The sequence below is a fragment of the Aliivibrio sp. S4MY1 genome (assembly GCF_028765545.1).
In the GTDB taxonomy this organism is placed as follows: Bacteria; Pseudomonadota; Gammaproteobacteria; order Enterobacterales; family Vibrionaceae; genus Aliivibrio.
The window spans coordinates 168,307-188,782 of record NZ_JARACP010000006.1 but is presented as its reverse complement, the minus strand read 5'-3'; the positions used below and the strand labels follow the sequence as shown (position 1 = coordinate 188,782).

Sequence of the window (20,476 nt, the reverse complement as noted above, 5' to 3'; positions counted from 1 at the left end):
TTGCTTCTACTCACCTTTGTAGCACATAATTTGCTAAAGTAATTTTACAGCAACCTAGTAAAATGGCGTTAATAGTTATGTCACTATTTTTCATAACATGTCATCAAGGTTATTAAATGACCAGATTTTCTATAAATTACGTAAGAATTTTTCTTTATGTTAACAGAATATGGTCTATTTTTTGATTTTAAACAATATAAATGGCATTTTTACTTGCAGGTTGGCTCAGGATTTTGTAATTTTACTACCAGTTAATTTAAACCTGAAATTCAAATTTAAGTTGTGGAGCAACTATAATGACTATCAAAGTAGGTATTAACGGTTTTGGCCGTATTGGACGTTTTGTTTTCCGTGCATCTGTAGAGCGCAACGACATCGAAGTTGTTGGTATTAACGATCTTATCGACGTTGAATACATGGCTTACATGCTTAAGTACGATTCAACTCACGGCCGTTTCAACGGTACAGTTGAAGTTGTAGACGGTAACCTAGTAGTAAACGGCAAAACTGTACGTGTAACTGCTGAGCGTAACCCTGAAGATCTTAAGTGGGATGCAATCAACGTTGACGTTGTAGCTGAAGCTACTGGTCTTTTCCTAGACGACGAAACTGCTCGTAAGCACATCACTGCTGGCGCGAAAAAAGTAGTTCTAACAGGTCCTTCTAAAGACGCTACTCCAATGTTCGTAATGGGCGTTAACCACGCGTCTTACGCTGGTCAAGACATCGTTTCTAACGCTTCTTGTACTACTAACTGTCTAGCACCTGTTGCTAAAGTTCTTAACGACAAGTTCGGTATCGAATCTGGTCTTATGACTACAGTTCACGCTACTACAGCAACTCAAAAAACTGTAGATGGTCCTTCTGCTAAAGACTGGCGCGGTGGCCGTGGTGCTTCTCAAAACATCATCCCATCTTCAACTGGTGCTGCTAAAGCTGTAGGCGTTGTTCTTCCAGAACTAAACGGCCTTCTAACAGGTATGGCTTTCCGTGTACCAACTGCTAACGTTTCTGTAGTTGACCTAACAGTTAACCTAAAAACTGCTGCATCTTACGAAGCTATCTGTGCTGCTATGAAAGAAGCATCTGAAGGCGAGCTTGCTGGCGTTCTAGGTTACACAGACGAAGCTGTTGTTTCTCAAGACTTCATCGGCGAAACACAAACTTCAGTATTTGATGCTGCTGCTGGTGTTGCTCTAACTGACAAATTCGTTAAAGTTGTATCTTGGTACGATAACGAAATCGGTTACTCAAACAAAGTTCTTGACCTAATCGCTCACATCTCTAAGTAAGCATTAGTTTAGACTTTCTTTGAAAGTTAACTTAAAAGGTTTTAATATCTTTTAAGAATGAAAGGCGACTTAATTGTCGCCTTTTTTGTACCTGTTATTTAAGTAAAAGTACCTATTCCTTTTCTAAACTAAAATTCTGCTATTACCGTCTGAAAAAGAATATGTATTTATTATTTTAGGAGCGACCTATGAACCTTACTCACCTTCCAACAATCAGTGTGTTATCTGATAGTGTTACTATTGCTCAGCTTGATGATGTTAAGATCGTACGCATCATTCATGACAAAGCAGAAGCTGCTATTTCATTACATGGTGGGCATGTACTGTCTTTCACTCCAAAGGGCCAAGATGACCTTATCTGGATGAGTAAAGAAGCTGTCTTTAACCCTGAAAAAGCTATTCGTGGTGGTGTACCTGTTTGCTGGCCTTGGTTTGGCCGTATCGCTAACCCTGCCCACGGCTTTGCTCGCAATAGTACTTGGACATTAATAGAACACCGTGAAAACGAAAATGGGGTCATGGTGGTTCTTGGTTTAGAAGCTTCAGAAGAAAGCAAAGCTATTTGGCCATTTGAATTTGAAGCTCGTTTAACAGTAGAAATTGGCGATCAGCTAAAGATTACTCTTGATGCAAAAAATACAGATGATAAAACGTGGAACTGCTCAGGAGCATTACACACATACCTAAATGTTGCTGATATTAACGCGACAACAATTACCGGTATGGGCTCAAGCTATATTGATGGCTTACTGGAAGGGAAAGTATGTTCGGGTGGTGATACATTATCGATTAATGCGGCGGTTGACCGTGTTTACACTCAGCCAGAAAACACCGTCCTAGTCTCTGATACACAACGTACATTGTCTGTTACTAATTCAGGGCACAATGCCGCGGTTATCTGGAATCCGTGGGTTGAAGGCGCAGAATCTATGGGTGACATGAACAATGATGGCTACCAAACAATGGTATGTGTGGAATCAACTTATTATTCAACAAGCCTTGAAACTGCTAAAGCTATCCAACCTAATGAGTCATTTGTTTTAAGTACAACAATTACAGCTTAATTATTTGATTCTAAAAAAAACGGAAGCTCCTAGGCTTCCGTTTTTTATTTCATCTATTTTATAATAAGCCGCCGAAAAAATTATCTTTCCCAGTACGACTCTTCTAAAGAATCTTCGCGCTCAGGTAAACCACGAGATAAACGTGGTGAATGCTGCGCTAATACTTCAAAGCTTACACGGTTTGAATACTTACATACTTGAGAGAACGAAGAGTATGTTAAGTAAGAGTGCTGATGCTTGCTTGAGTTAGGTACATTATTACGGTGATAATGGTTTGCAGCCATATCATGTAGTAATGCTGATAATGCACCATCACCTGCACCGTTAGTATTCTTGATTTTTTCTGGACCACCCATGTATGGTGAAATATGAGAATACACCTTCATTGGGTTTTCACAGCTCTCTTTAACCGCAGGACGGCTAAACTCAAATTGGTTGAATTCTGGGATCGTACCTGGAAGTAATGGTAATGAAGTCTCACGCTTCGCTTCATCCTCTGTATAGCCTGCCATATAAAGCCCTACAGGGCCCGCAGTACATAATACAAGATCAACCCACTCAAGTGCTTTATCTGCTGCTTCTAGAGGATCTGATGCGCCTGTAAGAGCTTCACCTTCTTCTTCATTCATAGCAACAACGGTTACATGATCGTTTAAGAAGTCACGCCAGTATTGTGGATCATCTTGAACCACAAATTTAGTACCCATGGTCAACACCACTGGTACATCATATTTTTTAGCGTACTCAATCGCTTTCATTGTTGCTTCAGGCATTGGATCACCATCTTTACAACGAACTAAATAAGCTGTCAGTACTAATGCAGATGCATTTTTAAAGATTTTCTCTGGAATACTTTCTGAACGAAGCTGGTTCATATCGCCTTCGCTGATCGCAAACGTACGCTCACCATCTTGACTAATAAGTGCAAAACAGCGTCCAATCGCACCCGGAACAGGTTGAAGGTAGTTCAAATCCATTCGGCTAGACGTATTACATAAGTAGCGATATGAGTAGCTACCAATATGAATGTCTTCACTCATCACACCTAACAGAGTTGATTTATCATCAGCTAATACTGAATAGTTGTGAAGTGTATTACCAATAGTACCACCAGCGAATTCGTTGGTGATCATGTTGTTATCTTTAAGCTCATTATAAAGCATTTCCGCTTTATCATTATCGATAACCAGTGAGTGTCCTTTACTCAAGCCATACTTCTCAATAAAAGCATCGTCAATTCGAGCTTCAATATCCACTAACGTTTGATCAATACCGATAATGTGCGTACGCGACATTTTTTTGGTTTCTTGAGCTTGGCTAACTAATGGATCACGAGCGTGAACTGGAAAATAATGCTTGGATTTACGCTGACCTGGAAATTTCATAAAATAATCATTCAACTGGCTAATGGAAGAAGTGCGAAGTTTAGCCGCTCAATAACTCTGCCGCAACTACTGATATTAGCCTCAACGAAAGGCAAACGATTGCTCTTTCTATTTGTTTATACTTCTAGCCTTACTAAGGCCATTCATGATAATTTATCCGTGTATTTTTTAAAGGTAACCACCATGACAACTGAACTAATTAGCTATGATGACGTAATCGAAGTCGCTTACGATATTTTCCTTGAAATGGCTCAAGACAACCTTGAACCAGCTGATGTTGCATTATTTACTCTACAATTTGATGATCGCGGCGCTGCTGAAGTTGTTGATACTCGTGATGATTGGGCTGGGCACGTTGGCTTTGAAGTTGATGGCGAAGTATACGCGGAAGTTCTCATTGGCTTGGTCAATGAAGAATCAGACGTATTGGATGATGTATTTGCTCGTATGCTAGTCAGCCGTGATCCTGAACATAAATTCTGTCACATGTTATGGAAACGTGATTAATTTTATCGTTCATCTTTAACATACTAAGGAGCTATCATTTGCTCCTTTTTTATTATCCTCTCTCATTGAATCTCTTACTTTATACCCCCATTATTTCTTTATGCTCACAAACTGCTTATTGCAGAAAATAATAAAGGAATACCATGTCTCAATTTCAATCTAGATGCCCATCATGCAATGGACTCAACCGCCTTCCTATTGAACGCATTAATGACACGGCTACGTGTGGTCGTTGTAAAGAACAACTATTAGATGGGAAACCACTAGAAGGTACCACTGATAATCTTGCTGCTTTAATGAATAGTGATAAACCTGTTGTTATCGACTTTTGGGCCCCGTGGTGTAATCCGTGTGTTGGATTCTCTCCGGTATTTGAAGACGTTGCAGCTGAACGCAATGGCCAAGTTCGTTGTGTAAAAGTAAATACGGAAGCGCAACAACAAATTGCCGCACAATATCAGATCCGCTCTATCCCTACGATTATGGTATTTAAGAATGGTCAACGCGTAGATATGATCAATGGTGCGTTACCAAAAGGCCAATTTGATCAATGGTTGAACCAAGCATTAACCAAATAATACGCATATATAAAAAGTAAAAAGCAAAATCAAAAAAGCCCCTTTACTGGATAACCAATAAAGGGGCTTTCAATTTCTATCTATTTAAAAATAGATTAACCGATGAATTCTACACCGTTCATGTACTTACGTAGTACTTCAGGGATAGCAATCTTACCATCAGCTTGTTGGAAGTTCTCTAGGATAGCAACCATTGTACGACCTACAGCAAGACCTGAACCGTTCAGTGTGTGAACTAATTCTGGTTTCTTCTCGCCTTGACGACGGAAACGCGCTTGCATACGACGAGCTTGGAAATCCCACATGTTTGAACAAGAAGAGATCTCACGGTACGTTTCTTGTGCTGGAACCCATACTTCTAAATCGTAAGTTTTACGAGAACCGAAGCCCATATCGCCAGTACAAAGCACTACCTTACGGTATGGGAGCTCTAGAAGTTGAAGTACTTTCTCAGCATGACCTGTTAGCTCTTCAAGCGCGGCCATTGAATCTTCTGGTTTCGTAATTTGAACTAATTCAACTTTGTCGAATTGGTGCATACGGATAAGACCACGAGTATCACGACCATAAGAACCCGCTTCAGAGCGGAAACACGGAGTGTGAGCCGTCATTTTCAGAGGTAAATCAGCTTCTTCCGTAATTGTGTCACGAACCATGTTTGTAACTGGTACTTCAGCTGTTGGGATAAGTGATAACATCTTAAGAGGAACGTCACTTACTTGCTCTGTTAGTGGGCTTGTATGGAATAAGTCTTCACCAAACTTAGGTAATTGACCCGTACCATATAGGCTATCGTGGTTTACTAAGTAAGGTACGTACATTTCCATGTAGCCGTGTTCTTCTGTATGAAGATCAAGCATGAATTGTGAAAGCGCACGGTGAAGACGCGCAAATTGACCTTTCATTACGATAAAGCGAGAACCAGAGATTTTTACCGCGCTCGCAAAATCAAGACCGTCAGCCATTTCACCAAGCTCAACATGATCTTTTACTTCAAAGTCATACGCTAGAGGGTTACCCCAACGCAATACTTCTACGTTTTCTTCTTCATCTTTACCAAACGGCACTGAATCATCAGGAATGTTTGGAACAGACAAAGCGATAGTTTCGATTTGTTGTTGAAGATCTGCAAGTGCAACTTTTGCTTCATCTAATTCAGAGCCTAGGTTTGCAACGTCAGCCATAATGCGATCTGCTTCTTCGTGATCGCCCTTCGCTTTTGCTTGACCAATGGACTTCGAACGGGAATTACGCTGCGCTTGAAGCTCTTCAGTTTTAACTTGAAGGGACTTACGTTGTTCTTCAAGATTGCGAAGTGTCTCTACGTCTAGCTTAAAGCCACGACGTGCCAGTTTCTCTGCTGTTTCATCCAGCTCTGTACGAAGTAATTTTGAATCAAGCATTTGTAATCCTATGCCTTATGGTCATTGTGTATTCAAATAATACAGAACACACTGAGTAATAAAATTTTGTGCAATTTTCAGTTCCAAATTGCGATTCGAATAAGATACCGAAAATGATCTTTTATTGGTAGCGTTTTAAGGTGCTGTTTTGATCTAATTGGGCTAAATATTCTAGCTTTTCGCTAATTTTGGTTTCTAAGCCACGTTTTGTTGGAAAGTAGTACTTACGATCCTGCATTTCTGGTGGAAAATAATTCTCACCTGATGCATACGCATTTGGCTCATCATGAGCATAACGATAGTCTGCGCCATAGCCCATGTCTTTCATTAATGATGTCGGGGCATTACGTAAATGGTTTGGCACATCATAATCTGGTGAATTAATTGCGTCCATTTGCGCTTGTTTCCATGCGGTATAAACGGCATTACTTTTAGGAGCACATGCCAAATAAACCACCGCTTGAGCAATCGCCCTTTCGCCTTCAGCAGGGCCTATGCGCGTAAAGCAATCCCACGCATTCATTGCTACTTCCATCGCACGGGGATCAGCATTGCCTATATCTTCAGAAGCAATAGCCAATAAACGACGAGCAACATAAAGTGGATCACCGCCCGCAGCTATAATTCGCGCGGTCCAATAGAGTGCGGCATCCGGATTTGAACCACGAATTGATTTATGAACGGCTGAAATTAAGTCGTACCACATGTCCCCTTTATTATCGAAACGCGCCAGTTTTTCACCCGCCACTTCCGCTAATAAAGGTAAATCCACCACTTTCTTACCTTCGTGATCTTCTTCTGCCATATCATGCAAAAGCTCAAGATAATTGAGTGACATACGAGCATCACCCGACACCAAGTTTGCCAGTTGTAATTTCACATCATCAGGAAGTACAAAATTATCATCATTTAAGCCGCGGTCTTTATCTAAAAGCGCTTGGTCTATTACCTGAACAATATCTTGTTTTTCTAATGATTTTAATTTGTAGACTCGCGCTCGCGATAACAATGCGTTATTGAGTTCAAAAGAAGGGTTTTCAGTCGTCGCGCCAATAAAAGTGATCGTGCCATCTTCGATATGTGGCAAAAAAGCATCTTGCTGACTTTTATTAAAGCGATGAACCTCATCCACAAACATAATGGTTCTTCTGCCTGTGATTTGGTTTTCTTTTGCTTTTTCAATTGCTGCTCGAATGTCTTTTACACCAGATGTGACTGCCGATACTCGCTCGACTTCAGCATTGGTATAATTAGCTGCTACTTCCGCTAATGTTGTTTTACCAGTACCAGGAGGCCCCCATAAAATCATTGAGTGGATCTGTCCGGCTTCTAACGCGCGACGCAATGGCTTACCAACGCCTAATAGATGCTGCTGACCAATGTATTGCTCAATATTTTGAGGGCGCATTCTAGCAGCAAGGGGACGAAAATCGTCCCCTGCTGAAAAATCTAAACTGAAGTTACTCACGTTTATCCTTTATCTTTCATCTTTCATCTTTCATCTTTCATTAGCGTTGATCGTCAATATCAACACCTTCTGGCACTGTAAAAGTGAAATTACTTTGTGCTGGTTTTTTCGCTTCAAATTTCGTAAAGCTAAAGTCACTACGTTGTCCATCTTGCTCTACAACAGAGAATCCAGTGACATTACCTGATGGCTGTATATTGACAATAAAGTCGCTTTTTACTGCTGAATCAGATTTTGGAGACACCGTAAACGCATCACCATTTTGAACCATTGAGTAGTATATTAGTAGATTAAAAATACCACTACTCCAAAGTTCAGCTTCATTCCTGCTTTGTTTACTTAATTAAAATAGTATAAGTAAGTACCCGAAGTTTGTTGACGTAAATTTGACTATATTGTTGAATATAGTTGTTTCAATCGGTATCAAATATTTTCAAAAGGACTTATAGTAAAAATATTATGATAAATATATATTTTTTAATTTCATCGAATGTTCACTTACTAGATTTAGCTAGTTCATGCCAAACTTTTGATGAAGCTAATAAATTAGGGTGTAACTATAAATTACATTATATCAGCTTTTCAAAATCAATTTCATCTCATCAAGGACTTTATCTAACAAATTTAACTTATCCACCAACAAACATAATCAATGAATCAATCATCATTGCCTGCGCCTCCGGTTACGAACCCGATATTTATTCTGACGAAGTCAGCCAACAAACAGCTAACTGGCTTCGTTCACATTATATTAAAAATAAAAGCCTGGTATTTATGGGCATATGCACAGGTGCGTTTCTCTTAGGAAAAGCAGGGATTCTCAACGGTCATAAATGTACAACACATCACTCATATATCAACAAACTTTCTGAACAGTTTTCTGAGACAGAGGTATTGAAGGACATTATGTTCGTTAAATCTGGCAATGTATATACTAGCGCAGGTGTTACAGCAGCGATTGATTTATCATTGGATATAGTTGAGAAACATTACTCTACTCAGATTAGTATTGCAGTTGCTAGAGATTTGCTGGTTCACAGAAGACGAATGTCAAGTGATCCTCAAATTTCTAACCATATTATTTCACGCAATCATATTAGTCCTTTAATACACTCAATAGAAGACTATATTAGCATTCATTTTAAGACCGAACTTACAGTGACAGAAATTGCCAAAATGAATAATATATCCATACGTCATTTACAACGAAATTTTAAAGAATGTACTGGTTCAACAATCTCTGATTATATAAATAAGATGAAATTAGAAGAAGCACGGCATTTAATCAAGGAGGGGATATCTGTTGTAAATGCCGCATATGAAGTAGGTTTTAAACAAGCATCTTCCTTACGTAAGCTTTGGAAAAAACATTATAATAGTTTACCTAGCGAAATAAAAAAGAAAAAAGTATAAAGGTTGCTTAACCAATTTTTAAGTATTAAATATAGTAGCTCAGACCTAATCTTACTTTTATTCAATTTTTAGGTTATCTTTTAGCCCATATTTCCATCAAGTGAAGTTTCTAAATTGTGTTCAGCCATAATATTCTTTACTTTGATATGTTTTGGCTAGTTGTTTGATAGCGTAAGCTAAAACGACTTTTTTGTAGTGGTCAAGTAAAACTGGCCACAGTTTTATATTATACCACTGAAATATATAGATTTTTCAGCATCCCTTTCTGAGCTATCACAGATAAAGCTACACATTCATCATATTAATTAATAAGCCTATATGCTCAATTATAAAAAATATTATTTACACCCATAGACTTTCCATTCAACATCACACATCCATGATTTTTAATGTTATGATCATTTCCATCAATCAAATCTCCATCTAATCTATGAGGGTAAACTAGTGTTTCAGGTATTGTTATCCTGAAATTTATGGCTAGTCTTCTACTATCAACAGTTACATTAGCTAATGAGTTATGCATAAGCCTATCCGTAAAAATATATCCTTGCCCAGCTTTCATTGTAATGGTGTTAACCTTAATTTTTTCTTCTCTAGGATTAAATATAGTTTCACACGCATATCTAGAGTCTAATTCCTCCAACCGAGCAATATCACCAATCCTTTTAAAGCTATCATAAGCTACTTTCCCAAAAACTGAATCTTTGAATGGAACCTTTTTAATTGGATATTGCTTATTATGTGTCCCTTCAGCAACCTGCATCGCTCCGTTTTCAATAGTTACATCATCTAATGCAATCCAACATGACAGATTAAACAATTTTCCATAGGTATCATAACCAACAGGAGGAAGTAACGCTGGCTTAAAAATCCCATACTCCTCACCAGCAAATAAGCTAGATTGATGCCAACCTAAAGCGCCATCACCAGGTGCTTTGTGAAATATAGACGTCCTCCAAACCATTAAATCACTACCTAAAAGGGATTTAAGCCTCTCAACCACTTGAGGCCGATAGACCATCAACATTAAATTTCTATAATATAAATGCCAATCTCTATGAGTACATCTTCCATAAATTGGAGAAAGTAGTTTCTGATCTTCTAAAATTTTATTAAACGTTTTTTTAAAATCTCTAATTTCGTCTTTATTGATTATATTAAAAGGCTCAGTATATCCTTTAGTATGAAAATCATCCATTTGTTGAGCTGTTAAACTGAATTTGCTCTTATTCATTATTATCTCCTTTTATAATAACCTTTAATTACTCTAATACTTATATGGCTTGTTTAAGTAGCTACACTCCTAACATTTAAAACATTTTCCTAAGGGCATAATTTCTAAATTAGAACTTATAGTTTGCACTTAGTACTATCTCATCTAATGTCTTTGGCTAATCACGCTTCTATTTACAATCTTATCCTTCATAAAGCTAACAGCTTTAGTTACTGAAATATCTGTTGCTTTTTTGTTATAACTAATTGACACCAAGCCTCCTTTTCCTTTAAATGCATATGGGTCAAAAAAGGAGCTACTTGGCCTCGGTAACTCAAAAGCATGCGTAGCATCATCAAAATGTATGTGCTTTGTTCGTAATTTGCTGTCTTGTGGTAAAAAATCAATCAAGTTAGCGCAATCTTGTGGATCATCATATTCATCGTGACCTCCCGAAATTACCAATAAAGATTTATTTGGCTTTACCTCTTTAAAATCATAACCAGGTATCTTATTATAAGCCCAACAAACAGGATAATTGGCAATCAATGCTGTCAAATTATGGCTTAAAACATTAGTGTCGTTAGCTATTAACATTGCTAATACTCCTCCCCAAGAGAAACCAATAAAGCCGATTCTATCTGTGTCAATATCGCTTCTACTGGTTAAATACTTTACAGCGCCATAAATATCAGGAAGTGTTTCTTTTACATGTTTTGGCCTAGAAAGTCCTCCGTCAAGCCCTCTCGCTGCCCACATATCAATTTCCAGTGTTGCAATATTTGCATCATTAAATGATTTAGAATACTTATAACCTCTTTCATCAATTCCCCCGGAACCGTGTGCAATTATAATAACAGGCGCTCGTTTAACATTTATAGGTACAGATAATTTAGCCGCTACGGTATGAGTTTTAAGTTCGTTTTTATCTGAAATAGATGAAAAAGAAACATAATTATACTTGACCTTAGGAACGACTATATTTTCAGCAAAACTAATTGGAGCTACTAGAGTTAAAAAAAATATACTCATAAATTTATAACGATAGCACATGATCATACTCCTCTGATTTATCCGAACAAATAGGAGTTTTGATAGCATCAAAAGCTTTATTTAAATCATCAATAATATCTTTAGGATTTTCCAATCCAATAGAAAGACGGATTAAGTTTTCAGTAATTCCATACCTCTCACGTTCTTTAATTGTATATTTTCCATGCGTAGTAGTTGCAGGGTGAGTAACCATTGTCTTTGCATCACCGATATTCGTACATCGACTTATAAGTTCAAATGAATCAATGATTTTCCAAGCTTCAATTCGTCCTCCTTTAATTGAAAAGGTAAGAATTGGCGAATGCCCTTTCTGTTGCTCTGAAATTAAAATTGCTTGGGAGTGTTCGGGGTCAATTGTTGAATTAACTGATACGATCATATCTTGAACTTTGAGCCAATTATAAACCTTAATAGCATTACTTTGGTGTTGTTGCATTCTAGCGTATAATGTATCCATACTTTTACTTAATAACCATGCATTAAATGCACTAAGACAGGTGCCTGAACTTCTCAAATAATCTTTTAAGGGTTGAATCAACTTATAACTGCCAGAAACAGCTCCACCAACCACTCGACCCTGCCCATCAATAAATTTTCCTACTGAATGAAGTACTAAATCAGCACCAAATGCTAACGGCTGCTGGAATACTGGGCTCAACAATGTATTATCAACAACAAATATTGCTTTCTGTTCTTTAGCTATAAGGCTAAGCTGCTTAATATCGGCTACAGCTAATATTGGATTAGTTGGGGTTTCAACAACGATTAGCTTTGTATTATGTTGAAGCTCTTTCTTCCAACCATTAATATCATCAACATCTACAACTGATGCTGTAATACCAAAACGTCCAAAATATTGTCTAAACAAGTGTGTTGTTGTACCAAAAATACCGCTAGCTAATAGAACATGATCTCCTTGTTTTAAAAAAGTTATCGCTATAGCCAAATAAGCTGACATACCAGAAGAAAATGCAACTGATGCTTCAGCTCCTTCAAAAGTAGCTAATTTCCTTTCAAATAAATCAACTGAAGGATTAGTAAATCGACTGTAAATATTCCCCTGAGTAACCCCTGAAAACCGGTTAGCTGCCTCTGAAGCACTATTAAAATCATAAGCAGATGTTAACGCTATAGCTTCTGAATGACTATCATCTAAACAATCGATACGTTGATGTATAGCGCTAGTAATAATTTCCATATAAATTTTCCATTTTAAGCTTCGGGTGGGGGATTGACTAATTTGATCTCGTCACTTTTAAAAGAGAAGTGTATTATTAATGATAACAACATAGATGTGATACAAAGAAGCGTTATCGCTATAATAACAATGTCGTAGCTTTTGTAGACTTCAACAGCTTTACCTCCTCCCCATATTGTTAAAAATACTGCGATTTGATGCACAGTAAATAAAGATCCAAACATTTTTCCTTTAATTTCAGCGCCATATTGTTGTAAGCACATCATTGACGTAATGATGACAGTTCCCATATAAGTCAGACCAAAAACAACGGCAAAAATAATGAACATATTTATTGTTTCAGCATAGAATATAACGGCCATTGAGATGGTTCTAAGGGCATATAGAAATGCGAGCAACAACGCTGAAGCATAAAACCTTAACATCCAACCAACAATAAACGCCCCAATAAGCTCAAAAGCACCAATAATACTTAATGTAGATGCAATAATTATTGATTTAGTATCATTTTCAAACAATCGCTCTGTCATCAATGGTACTAACTGAACATCAATAAACGCCATTGATGCTCCGCATCCAGCAAACGAAGCTGCCATTAATATAAAAGGAAGTTTTAACAGTTGATCTGCTGACTTTACCTTTACTGAAGAGGACGTTTTTTCATGTTTAGGCAATTTTAAAGACAACCAGTAAATTGCAGGTGTAATTAAGAATGCAAATAATATTGCGATTCCTAAACTAACTTCCTGCCAGCTTGCAAATGTATTTAGCCATACCCAAAATGGAGATAAAATCATGAAACCAATTGCTGTCCCATTTGTTATAGTCGCATAAGCCATCCCCTTTTCTTTATTAGAAAAAATGTGATCGACAAGCATACCAAGTGGAACAAAAGTCATAGCTGCTAGGGCGTAAGCTCCTAAAACCCCATATAACAATATAAACATGGAATATGAGTTGAGAAAACTAAATGATGTAAATACAACAACAGTTGATATAGTCCCAGATAATATTGCTTTCACAGGTCCAAACCTGTCACATATATATCCAACGACAGGAGATATAACACCTATAGTTAGGCCAAAAATTGCTCCTGAAAAAGCAAACTCTCCTTGAGTTACGCCGAATAAATAAGCTAAATCTAAAAAGTAAACTTGATAACTTCCTTTAATAGATGAAGCAAAGAACGTAATTAATATTCCAATAGATATTGATGCCAGAGCCAGACTTCGTTCTACTTTCATGATTACACAGCTTCCATTTGCTCGACTTTTTCTAGCTCTAAATGTTCATATACTCCTTGATACATATTATAAAAAAGGCGGCAAGTGTGCTCTATTGCCTCTAAAACCTCTTTTTGCATCTCCTCTGTATCACATAGATCAGCAAGTAAAGACTTACCCTGTTCTACATGTCCAACATCTTCTTTTTGATGTACCGAAAAAAATAATAAATCCTCATCTGTTAATTTATAAACTTTACCTAATATATTGTGCCTAGCATCTTCACCGATAGTTTCTAGATTCTGTCCTTCACTTGCTACTAAGACAGCAGCAGCTCCGATATGATATAACCCGCTCGACCTACAGGCTTTCATTCTGTAATCTATTAACTCTTGAGTGGAAGCTAATGCAATTGCTGAATCACGATCTTCATCTGATATACCAATAGCTTTAATAAAGTCTTGCATTAAAGCCACATGATTTTTAGTTTTAGATAAAAAACCTGTTTCTTCTTCATACATGTTATTCAATAATCGTTTTTTATGCCTAGGCAAAGGACAATAAAAAAATAATATTTCAATATATTCTAAAAAGTTTTTAGTTAGTTGATAACCTTGCAAAGTCGTAGTTTTAAGTAATTCTCGATTAGGATTATCTTCATTCATTAAATGTTTAAATATTGGATGTCCTAATGTTCGATGTTTATCGAGAATGTTATGCATTTCTCTTTTGAAAGTCGCTTTATTTAACATAATATTTCCTTATTGAATGTGTGAGTAAAACTTATCTAAGAGATGTTGAGTTTTCTGTTTCATAAAACAGCCTGAATATGACATTCCATTAAATCTACAATAATCGTCTAGTTCACCATAAGTCTGAAAGCCACTTTTAACCCAAATTTTATGCCCTATGCTATTTGCTCTGACATCAAGAGTTAAAAGTTCGATTTTTCGTTCCATACAAAAACTAGCAATGTGAGCTAATGATTTTTCCAGTAAGCCTTTTCTTCTATATTTAGGGTGGATAAGACCTTTTTGTAAGTCACAAATATGTTGAGTAGTTTGCTGATGATTTAGCTTCAAATTACAACAAACAATTAATTCATCCTGATATATTGCAACTAGCAAGATCAAAGCCCCTACATTAATTTCAGCCTTAATTTTTTCTGTGTATTGATTAACTAAATCTGGATTTGAAAAGAATTCTTCATCGAAACCTAATATAGCGTCATCTTTTAAGGTAATGGAAAGAAGCTTTACCCAGCTATCTTTGATCGATTCAAATGCATTACCATCGCAAATTAATTTAAATTTTGTTTCCATAGTCACCTATTCTTTAATTCATACAATCAATAAATTAAGTATGTTATAGATTTAAGGTCTTGAGAACATAAGAAAGCGACTTAAAAAACAGCGAATTACGACACATAAATGGTAGTTGTTGCATTAATTGTTGGTAGATGGGGATCATAAATCCCAAAATGATGAGAAGTGATTTTAAGTAAATCTTGATGGTTAGTCTGTAGGGGTTCAACAAAATTGGCTACTGCGATAGACGAAAGTGAGTCTGTGAAATGACTATATCGTATCTAAGCTATCTCTTTAGAAAGGCTGCATGGCTTATATAAATAAACTGAATATAACAGATTTAATCTAATCACTCAGCCCAAACCTCAAAGTTTTTTAAGAACAAACTAGGGTAAAATAAACAAAAGGAATTATTATGAAAATTTCTTCTTATTATACTTAGCTATACATTTTACCGGTACCAGGAGGCCCCCATAAAATCATTGAGTGGATCTGTCCGGCTTCTAACGCGCGACGCAATGGCTTACCAACACCTAATAGATGCTGCTGACCAATGTATTGCTCAATATTTTGAGGGCGCATTCTAGCAGCAAGGGGACGAAAATCGTCCCCTGCTGAAAAATCTAAACTGAATTATCTTTCATTAGCGTTGATCGTCAATATCAACACCTTCTGGCACTGTAAAAGTGAAATTACTTTGTGCTGGTTTTTTCGCTTCAAATTTCGTAAAGCTAAAGTCACTACGTTGTCCATCTTGCTCTACAACAGAGAATCCAGTGACATTACCTGATGGCTGTATATTGACAATAAAGTCGCTTTTTACTGCTGAATCAGATTTTGGAGACACCGTAAACGCATCACCATTTTGTGTCACAGAATAATTATCCCAATCAGAAGACTTATTACGAGTTAATAATACAAATGGGGTCTGTGTCGTCGCTTTTTCAAGTCCCATCAAGGTAACTTGTTCAACAAATGGGTTGTAATACCATAGTGTTTCGCCATCAGTTACCAGTAAGTTCTCATCAGGTGTTTGAGTATGCCAACGAAACAAGTTAGGACGTAGAATTTTCACATCCCCTTCGCCTTGCATTAAAACATCCCCTTCAGGGCTCACTACTTTTTGAGTAAATACCGCTTCAAAGCCAGCATTTTGATTTAAACGCTCAGTCAATTCACTTTGAGGAGACGCTAAAGCTGCAGCGCTAAATACACCAGAACTTAACAAACACAGAGAAACTAAAAACTTTTTCATCAATAATTTTCACTTATCTAAATAGAAATAATACCAATTCGATTAATCGCCACTGCCTACTGGAGGTGGCGCTATCACTTCACGGTTACCATTATGGCCCGGAGTACTAACAATGCCATGCGCTTCTAATTGTTCAACGATACGAGCGGCACGGTTATAACCAATTCTGAATTGGCGTTGCACCCCAGAGACTGATCCACGGCGTGAAGTGGTTACAAACTCAACCACTTGATCAAACAATTGATCTAGCTCTTCTTCGCCTTCTGGTTTCTCACCGGGAAGTAACGCTTCAGCACCTTGCTCGCTCTTAGTAATCGCTTCAATGTAATTTGGACGACCACGCGCTTTCCAATCATTAACCACTGCATGTACATCATCATCAGAGGCAAAGGCACCGTGAACACGAACGGTATGGTTAGACCCAGGAGCTAAATACAACATATCACCCATACCAAGTAGGGATTCGGCACCACCTTGGTCAAGAATGGTTCGAGAGTCGGTTTTGGTTGACACAGTAAACGCGACACGTGTTGGAATGTTTGCTTTAATCAAACCGGTGATAACATCTACCGATGGACGCTGTGTTGCAAGAATTAAGTGAATACCTGCCGCACGCGCTTTTTGAGCCAAACGAGCAATCAGTTCTTCTACTTTCTTACCAACAACCATCATCAAGTCAGCAAATTCATCAACAATCACAATGATAGATGGCAGTTTTTCTAACAATGGCGGCATCTCATCCATGCTGTCGCCCGGCTTCCATAACGGATCATGGATTGGATGGCCGGCTGCTGCTGCCATTTTCAATTTATCATTAAAGCCTTGTAGGTTACGAACCCCTAACGCTGACATTAATTTATAACGACGTTCCATTTCACCAACACACCAACGTAATGCATTACCTGCATCTTTCATGTCAGTAACAACTTCTGTCAATAGATGTGGGATTCCTTCATAGACAGAAAGTTCCAACATTTTTGGATCGATCATGATAAAACGTACATCTTCTGGGGTTGCTTTATACAACACACTCAAAATCATGACGTTTACACCAACCGATTTACCAGAACCCGTTGTACCAGCAACCAGTACGTGAGGCATTTTAGCTAAATCAGCAATAACCGCTTCACCGGCAATATCAAGTCCCATAACGACGGTTGTTGGCGATTTTGCATTTTTAAATGTATCACTGCCAACCACATCAGAGAAAAATACCGTTTGACGATTAAAGTTAGGCAACTCTAGACCTACATAAGGCTTACCCGGAATCACTTCAACAACACGTACTGCCATTGCCGATAAAGAACGCGCTAAATCGGTTGCTAAACCAGAAATACGGCTTACTTTTACACCAGGTGCTAAATCTAATTCAAATCGTGTGATCACAGGACCTGGGAAGATATCCACCACTCGCGCTTTAATTTTGTAATCAGCCAGTTTTGCTTCAACCAAACGAGCGGTATGCTCTAGTGATTCTCGAGATTCCATTTCTGCACGGGTATCTGGAGCAAATAACAAATCCAAGGTTGGCATCGGAGATGTTGGTTTCGGTAAATTAGGCTCAGAGTTAACTAAGAACGGATTCTGCAGTGCCGCTTGTGTTGCCTTTTCTTTGGCAACTAATGCTTGGAATGCGGCAATATCTGCATCTGAATGCGTTGGTTCTTCTTCAACAGTTAGCTCTTCGTCTCTAGCTTCTTCAGTTCTAGTTTCTTCAACGACTGCCTCTTCTATCGCTACACTTGTAGCAGATAAATGAGGAAGCTCATCTTCAACTACTTCAACCGTTTCAATTTCTTCTACAGAAGAATCGAACGCATTTATGTGCAATTCATTAAGCGTTTCAGATTGCTCCTCTTCAACGGCGCTAAATGCAGGTAGTGTTTCTTCTTCTAATGCATTGAAGGATTCTTCTTGTTCTAAGCCTTCAATTTCAACTTCTTGCTCAAGTGCTGAGAAACTCGATTCATTAGTAGTATCAATTCCCTCTTTCTCATCTAGGTTATCTTCAAGTTCAATAGAAGGATCAACCGATACCGCTCTGTCTGATATTTCCTCAAGAGCATTATCAAATACTGGGGTCTCAAACTCATTGCCGTATTGCTCATTATATTGTGAACTCAATGGTTCAAGTACGCTTGCTTCAGAATCTGCAACCATTGCCGCTGTACTCACAGCCGCAACAGAAGTAGTAACAGTAGAGAATGACTGCTCAGCATCAACTTGGCTTAATAATGGGTCTTGAACTAATGCTTCATTATCCAGCTCTGCAATAGTTGCATTACTACGCATGGATAAATTAATACCATCTTCTAAGCTTTCAGGGGCAATCTGCTCTTGTGGTGCCATAGAATAAACAGGTGCGTCTACAGAACTATAAATACTGTCAGTATCCGCACTTTCCATTTCTACAACTGGTGTCGTTTCTATCGGCTCAACTATAGGTTCAGAAACAGATTCATTTACTGTCGAGAATAGAGGATCATCAGAATAAGCAGTCTCTTTTTCAAATTGGTCAACATTACTTGTTTGCATCTCCTCCGGAGCATTGGCAAACATAGATAATTCACGAGAAGAAATTTTAGGTGTCTCAAATGAGTCTAGCGCTTTCGAAAATTCAGCTTCATCGTCTTTCTCTTCATGACGATGTTCATGTTCGACTTGGTACGTTTCGTCTTCGGTTTTTCTCACTTTATTAACAATACTTCTGACCCCTTCTAGTGCGAAACCACCAAGGTTATCAACAATAGTTAGCCAAGAGACCCCTGTGAATAGCGTCAAGCCAGCTCCCCACAAGAACATAAAGATAAGCGTTGAACCAAGTAAATTCAAAATAGGCGTTGTTATGCTTGTCAAGACATCGCCAACCACACCGCCTGATGAGAAATACCATAAATCATCGAAGCTTGTATCAGCTAATGCACAACTAGTTAAAAAGAGTATAAGTAAGCCTAGAATACGAGTTCCGATCATCATAAGATCTAACTCTTCATTTTCCTCTCGCTCTTTTTTACGAAAAACTATCCAAGTGCAACCTAATAAGATTACTGGTAATAAATAAGCCAAAGATCCAAAGGCAAAGAAAAGCGTATCTGCTATCCACGCGCCAAATGACCCGCCTACGTTTTCTACGGTTCCAGACCATGACGTTTGAGTCCATGATGGATCTGCAGGATTAAAGCTAAATAAAGAGATAGTAATAAAAATCGTTGCTAGTAAGCCAACGATAAAACACGCTTCTTGCAAACGCTGATTACCATTCAATCGCTCTTTATCAGGCTCAGCAACCACTTCAACTTTTAGTGTACTCAGCTGCATTTTTCTTTCTGAAATCTTTTCTTTAATCTTTGTAAACAAAATACTATCCAATGTTACTGTGCTTAGATTTAGTCATCCCTCTCACTATGATGAATGCATTTAAGAGAAAAGAAGCAAGGATCACTAAATCTATAGAAATTAAAAACAAGTCGAGCGGCAGAACGCCGCTCGTCATTACTTAAAAGCGTATTAGATAGAATATACCTAATCGCCTTTAAGCTCTTCAAGATTTTGTAAATTAAAGAAAGAAAAATCTCTAATTTACTACCTTGATTCAATTAGCGAGTTTTAATCACTAAATGATTGGTTTGTTTTACTTCTTCCATTACCACATAAGTACGAGTGTCATTAACACCGGGAAGACGTAATAGTGTATCACCAAGTAAACGACGATAAGCACTCATATCTGATACACGAGTCTTTAAAAGGTAATCAAAATCACCTGAAACTAAGTGACACTCTTGAATATCATCTAGCAGTTGAACCGCTGTGTTAAATTGCTCGAACACATCTGGGGCACCACGATTAAGCGTGATTTCAACAAATACTAATAATGAAGCATCAAGATATTGTGGATTCAACAAGGCAGTATAGCCATTGATGTACCCCTGACGCTCTAAACGACGAACACGCTCTAAACACGGAGTTGGCGATAAGCCTACTCTTTTAGATAATTCAACATTTGAAATTCGTCCATCTTTCTGGAGTTCATTTAAAATATTGCGATCGATACGATCCAGATCCTTGGAAGGTTTCTTATTATCTACCATTTTTTATTCCACCTTATTACTTCCTTGCA

The 20,476-nt window shown here is 37.8% G+C and carries 17 protein-coding genes and 3 pseudogenes; 5 read left to right on the top strand and 15 right to left on the bottom strand.

Annotated elements, in window-relative coordinates; translation table 11 throughout:
* Positions 1–296: 296 nt before the first annotated feature.
* Together gap and PVK71_RS08735 are read left to right on the top strand one after the other, a co-directional pair.
* A complete protein-coding gene (gene gap, locus PVK71_RS08740) occupies positions 297–1,292 on the top strand; it encodes a type I glyceraldehyde-3-phosphate dehydrogenase (protein ID WP_130043206.1) in 996 nt (331 codons plus the stop codon).
* Positions 1,293–1,480: 188 nt separating this feature from the next.
* A complete protein-coding gene (locus PVK71_RS08735) occupies positions 1,481–2,356 on the top strand; it encodes a D-hexose-6-phosphate mutarotase (RefSeq protein ID WP_274418045.1) in 876 nt (291 codons plus the stop codon).
* A gap of 80 nt (positions 2,357–2,436) precedes the next feature.
* Here the strand turns inward: PVK71_RS08735 and PVK71_RS08730 are convergent, their stop codons facing one another.
* Positions 2,437–3,741: an inosine/guanosine kinase gene (locus PVK71_RS08730; RefSeq protein WP_274418043.1), complete on the bottom strand. Its 1,305-nt coding sequence runs from the start codon at positions 3,739–3,741 to the stop codon at positions 2,437–2,439.
* Positions 3,742–3,924: 183 nt separating this feature from the next.
* Between PVK71_RS08730 and PVK71_RS08725 the strand changes: the two genes are divergently transcribed.
* On the top strand, positions 3,925–4,248 hold the full coding sequence (locus PVK71_RS08725) for an HI1450 family dsDNA-mimic protein (RefSeq protein WP_105054367.1): 324 nt from the start codon (positions 3,925–3,927) through the stop codon (positions 4,246–4,248).
* 143 nt (positions 4,249–4,391) lie between these two features.
* Positions 4,392–4,826, top strand: a complete 435-nt coding sequence (gene trxC, locus PVK71_RS08720) for a thioredoxin TrxC (RefSeq protein WP_274418041.1) — start codon at positions 4,392–4,394, stop codon at positions 4,824–4,826.
* Positions 4,827–4,921: 95 nt separating this feature from the next.
* On the opposite strand, the gene serS is transcribed toward trxC, so the two are convergent.
* From serS to lolA (PVK71_RS08705), 3 genes and pseudogenes are all read right to left on the bottom strand, one after another.
* Complete coding sequence (gene serS, locus PVK71_RS08715) at positions 4,922–6,229, bottom strand: serine--tRNA ligase (protein ID WP_061028376.1); 1,308 nt, start codon at positions 6,227–6,229, stop codon at positions 4,922–4,924.
* Between the two features lie 121 nt (positions 6,230–6,350).
* Entirely contained in the window at positions 6,351–7,697 is a 1,347-nt protein-coding gene (locus tag PVK71_RS08710; protein ID WP_130043202.1) for a replication-associated recombination protein A, read from the bottom strand.
* A 40-nt stretch (positions 7,698–7,737) separates the two neighbouring features.
* A pseudogene (gene lolA / locus PVK71_RS08705) lies at positions 7,738–7,974 on the bottom strand (outer membrane lipoprotein chaperone LolA); the annotation flags it as partial.
* Between the two features lie 182 nt (positions 7,975–8,156).
* Here lolA (PVK71_RS08705) and PVK71_RS08700 point away from each other — a divergent pair.
* Positions 8,157–9,110 (top strand): GlxA family transcriptional regulator, encoded by a 954-nt coding sequence (locus PVK71_RS08700; RefSeq protein WP_130048401.1) that lies wholly within the window; start codon positions 8,157–8,159, stop codon positions 9,108–9,110.
* Positions 9,111–9,432: 322 nt separating this feature from the next.
* Here PVK71_RS08700 and PVK71_RS08695 read toward each other — a convergent pair whose 3' ends face one another.
* From PVK71_RS08695 to lrp, 11 genes and pseudogenes are all read right to left on the bottom strand, one after another.
* Positions 9,433–10,344, bottom strand: a complete 912-nt coding sequence (locus PVK71_RS08695; RefSeq protein ID WP_274418037.1) for a phytanoyl-CoA dioxygenase family protein — start codon at positions 10,342–10,344, stop codon at positions 9,433–9,435.
* Between the two features lie 144 nt (positions 10,345–10,488).
* Positions 10,489–11,376 (bottom strand): dienelactone hydrolase family protein, encoded by an 888-nt coding sequence (locus PVK71_RS08690; RefSeq protein WP_274418036.1) that lies wholly within the window; start codon positions 11,374–11,376, stop codon positions 10,489–10,491.
* Positions 11,360–12,574 carry an aminotransferase class I/II-fold pyridoxal phosphate-dependent enzyme gene (locus PVK71_RS08685; RefSeq protein ID WP_274418035.1) on the bottom strand — a complete coding sequence of 405 codons (1,215 nt, stop codon included), beginning with the start codon at positions 12,572–12,574 and terminating at the stop codon, positions 11,360–11,362. Before PVK71_RS08685 ends, PVK71_RS08690 begins: the two co-directional genes overlap by 17 nt.
* 14 nt (positions 12,575–12,588) lie before the next feature.
* On the bottom strand, positions 12,589–13,818 hold the full coding sequence (locus PVK71_RS08680; protein ID WP_274418034.1) for an MFS transporter: 1,230 nt from the start codon (positions 13,816–13,818) through the stop codon (positions 12,589–12,591).
* 2 nt (positions 13,819–13,820) lie between these two features.
* Complete coding sequence (locus tag PVK71_RS08675) at positions 13,821–14,549, bottom strand: TenA family transcriptional regulator (RefSeq protein WP_274418032.1); 729 nt, start codon at positions 14,547–14,549, stop codon at positions 13,821–13,823.
* A 9-nt stretch (positions 14,550–14,558) separates the two neighbouring features.
* Complete coding sequence (locus tag PVK71_RS08670; protein ID WP_130049288.1) at positions 14,559–15,119, bottom strand: GNAT family N-acetyltransferase; 561 nt, start codon at positions 15,117–15,119, stop codon at positions 14,559–14,561.
* A gap of 423 nt (positions 15,120–15,542) precedes the next feature.
* Complete coding sequence (locus tag PVK71_RS08665) at positions 15,543–15,686, bottom strand: hypothetical protein (protein WP_165367241.1); 144 nt, start codon at positions 15,684–15,686, stop codon at positions 15,543–15,545.
* Between the two features lie 61 nt (positions 15,687–15,747).
* Entirely contained in the window at positions 15,748–16,359 is a 612-nt protein-coding gene (gene lolA / locus PVK71_RS08660; RefSeq protein ID WP_274418030.1) for an outer membrane lipoprotein chaperone LolA, read from the bottom strand.
* A gap of 42 nt (positions 16,360–16,401) precedes the next feature.
* A pseudogene (locus PVK71_RS08655) lies at positions 16,402–18,684 on the bottom strand (DNA translocase FtsK); the annotation flags it as partial.
* Positions 18,685–19,149: 465 nt separating this feature from the next.
* Positions 19,150–19,677, bottom strand: a pseudogene (locus PVK71_RS20495) (DNA translocase FtsK 4TM domain-containing protein); the annotation flags it as partial.
* A gap of 278 nt (positions 19,678–19,955) precedes the next feature.
* Positions 19,956–20,447 carry a leucine-responsive transcriptional regulator Lrp gene (gene lrp / locus PVK71_RS08650; RefSeq protein WP_130043199.1) on the bottom strand — a complete coding sequence of 164 codons (492 nt, stop codon included), beginning with the start codon at positions 20,445–20,447 and terminating at the stop codon, positions 19,956–19,958.
* Positions 20,448–20,476 lie beyond the last annotated feature (29 nt).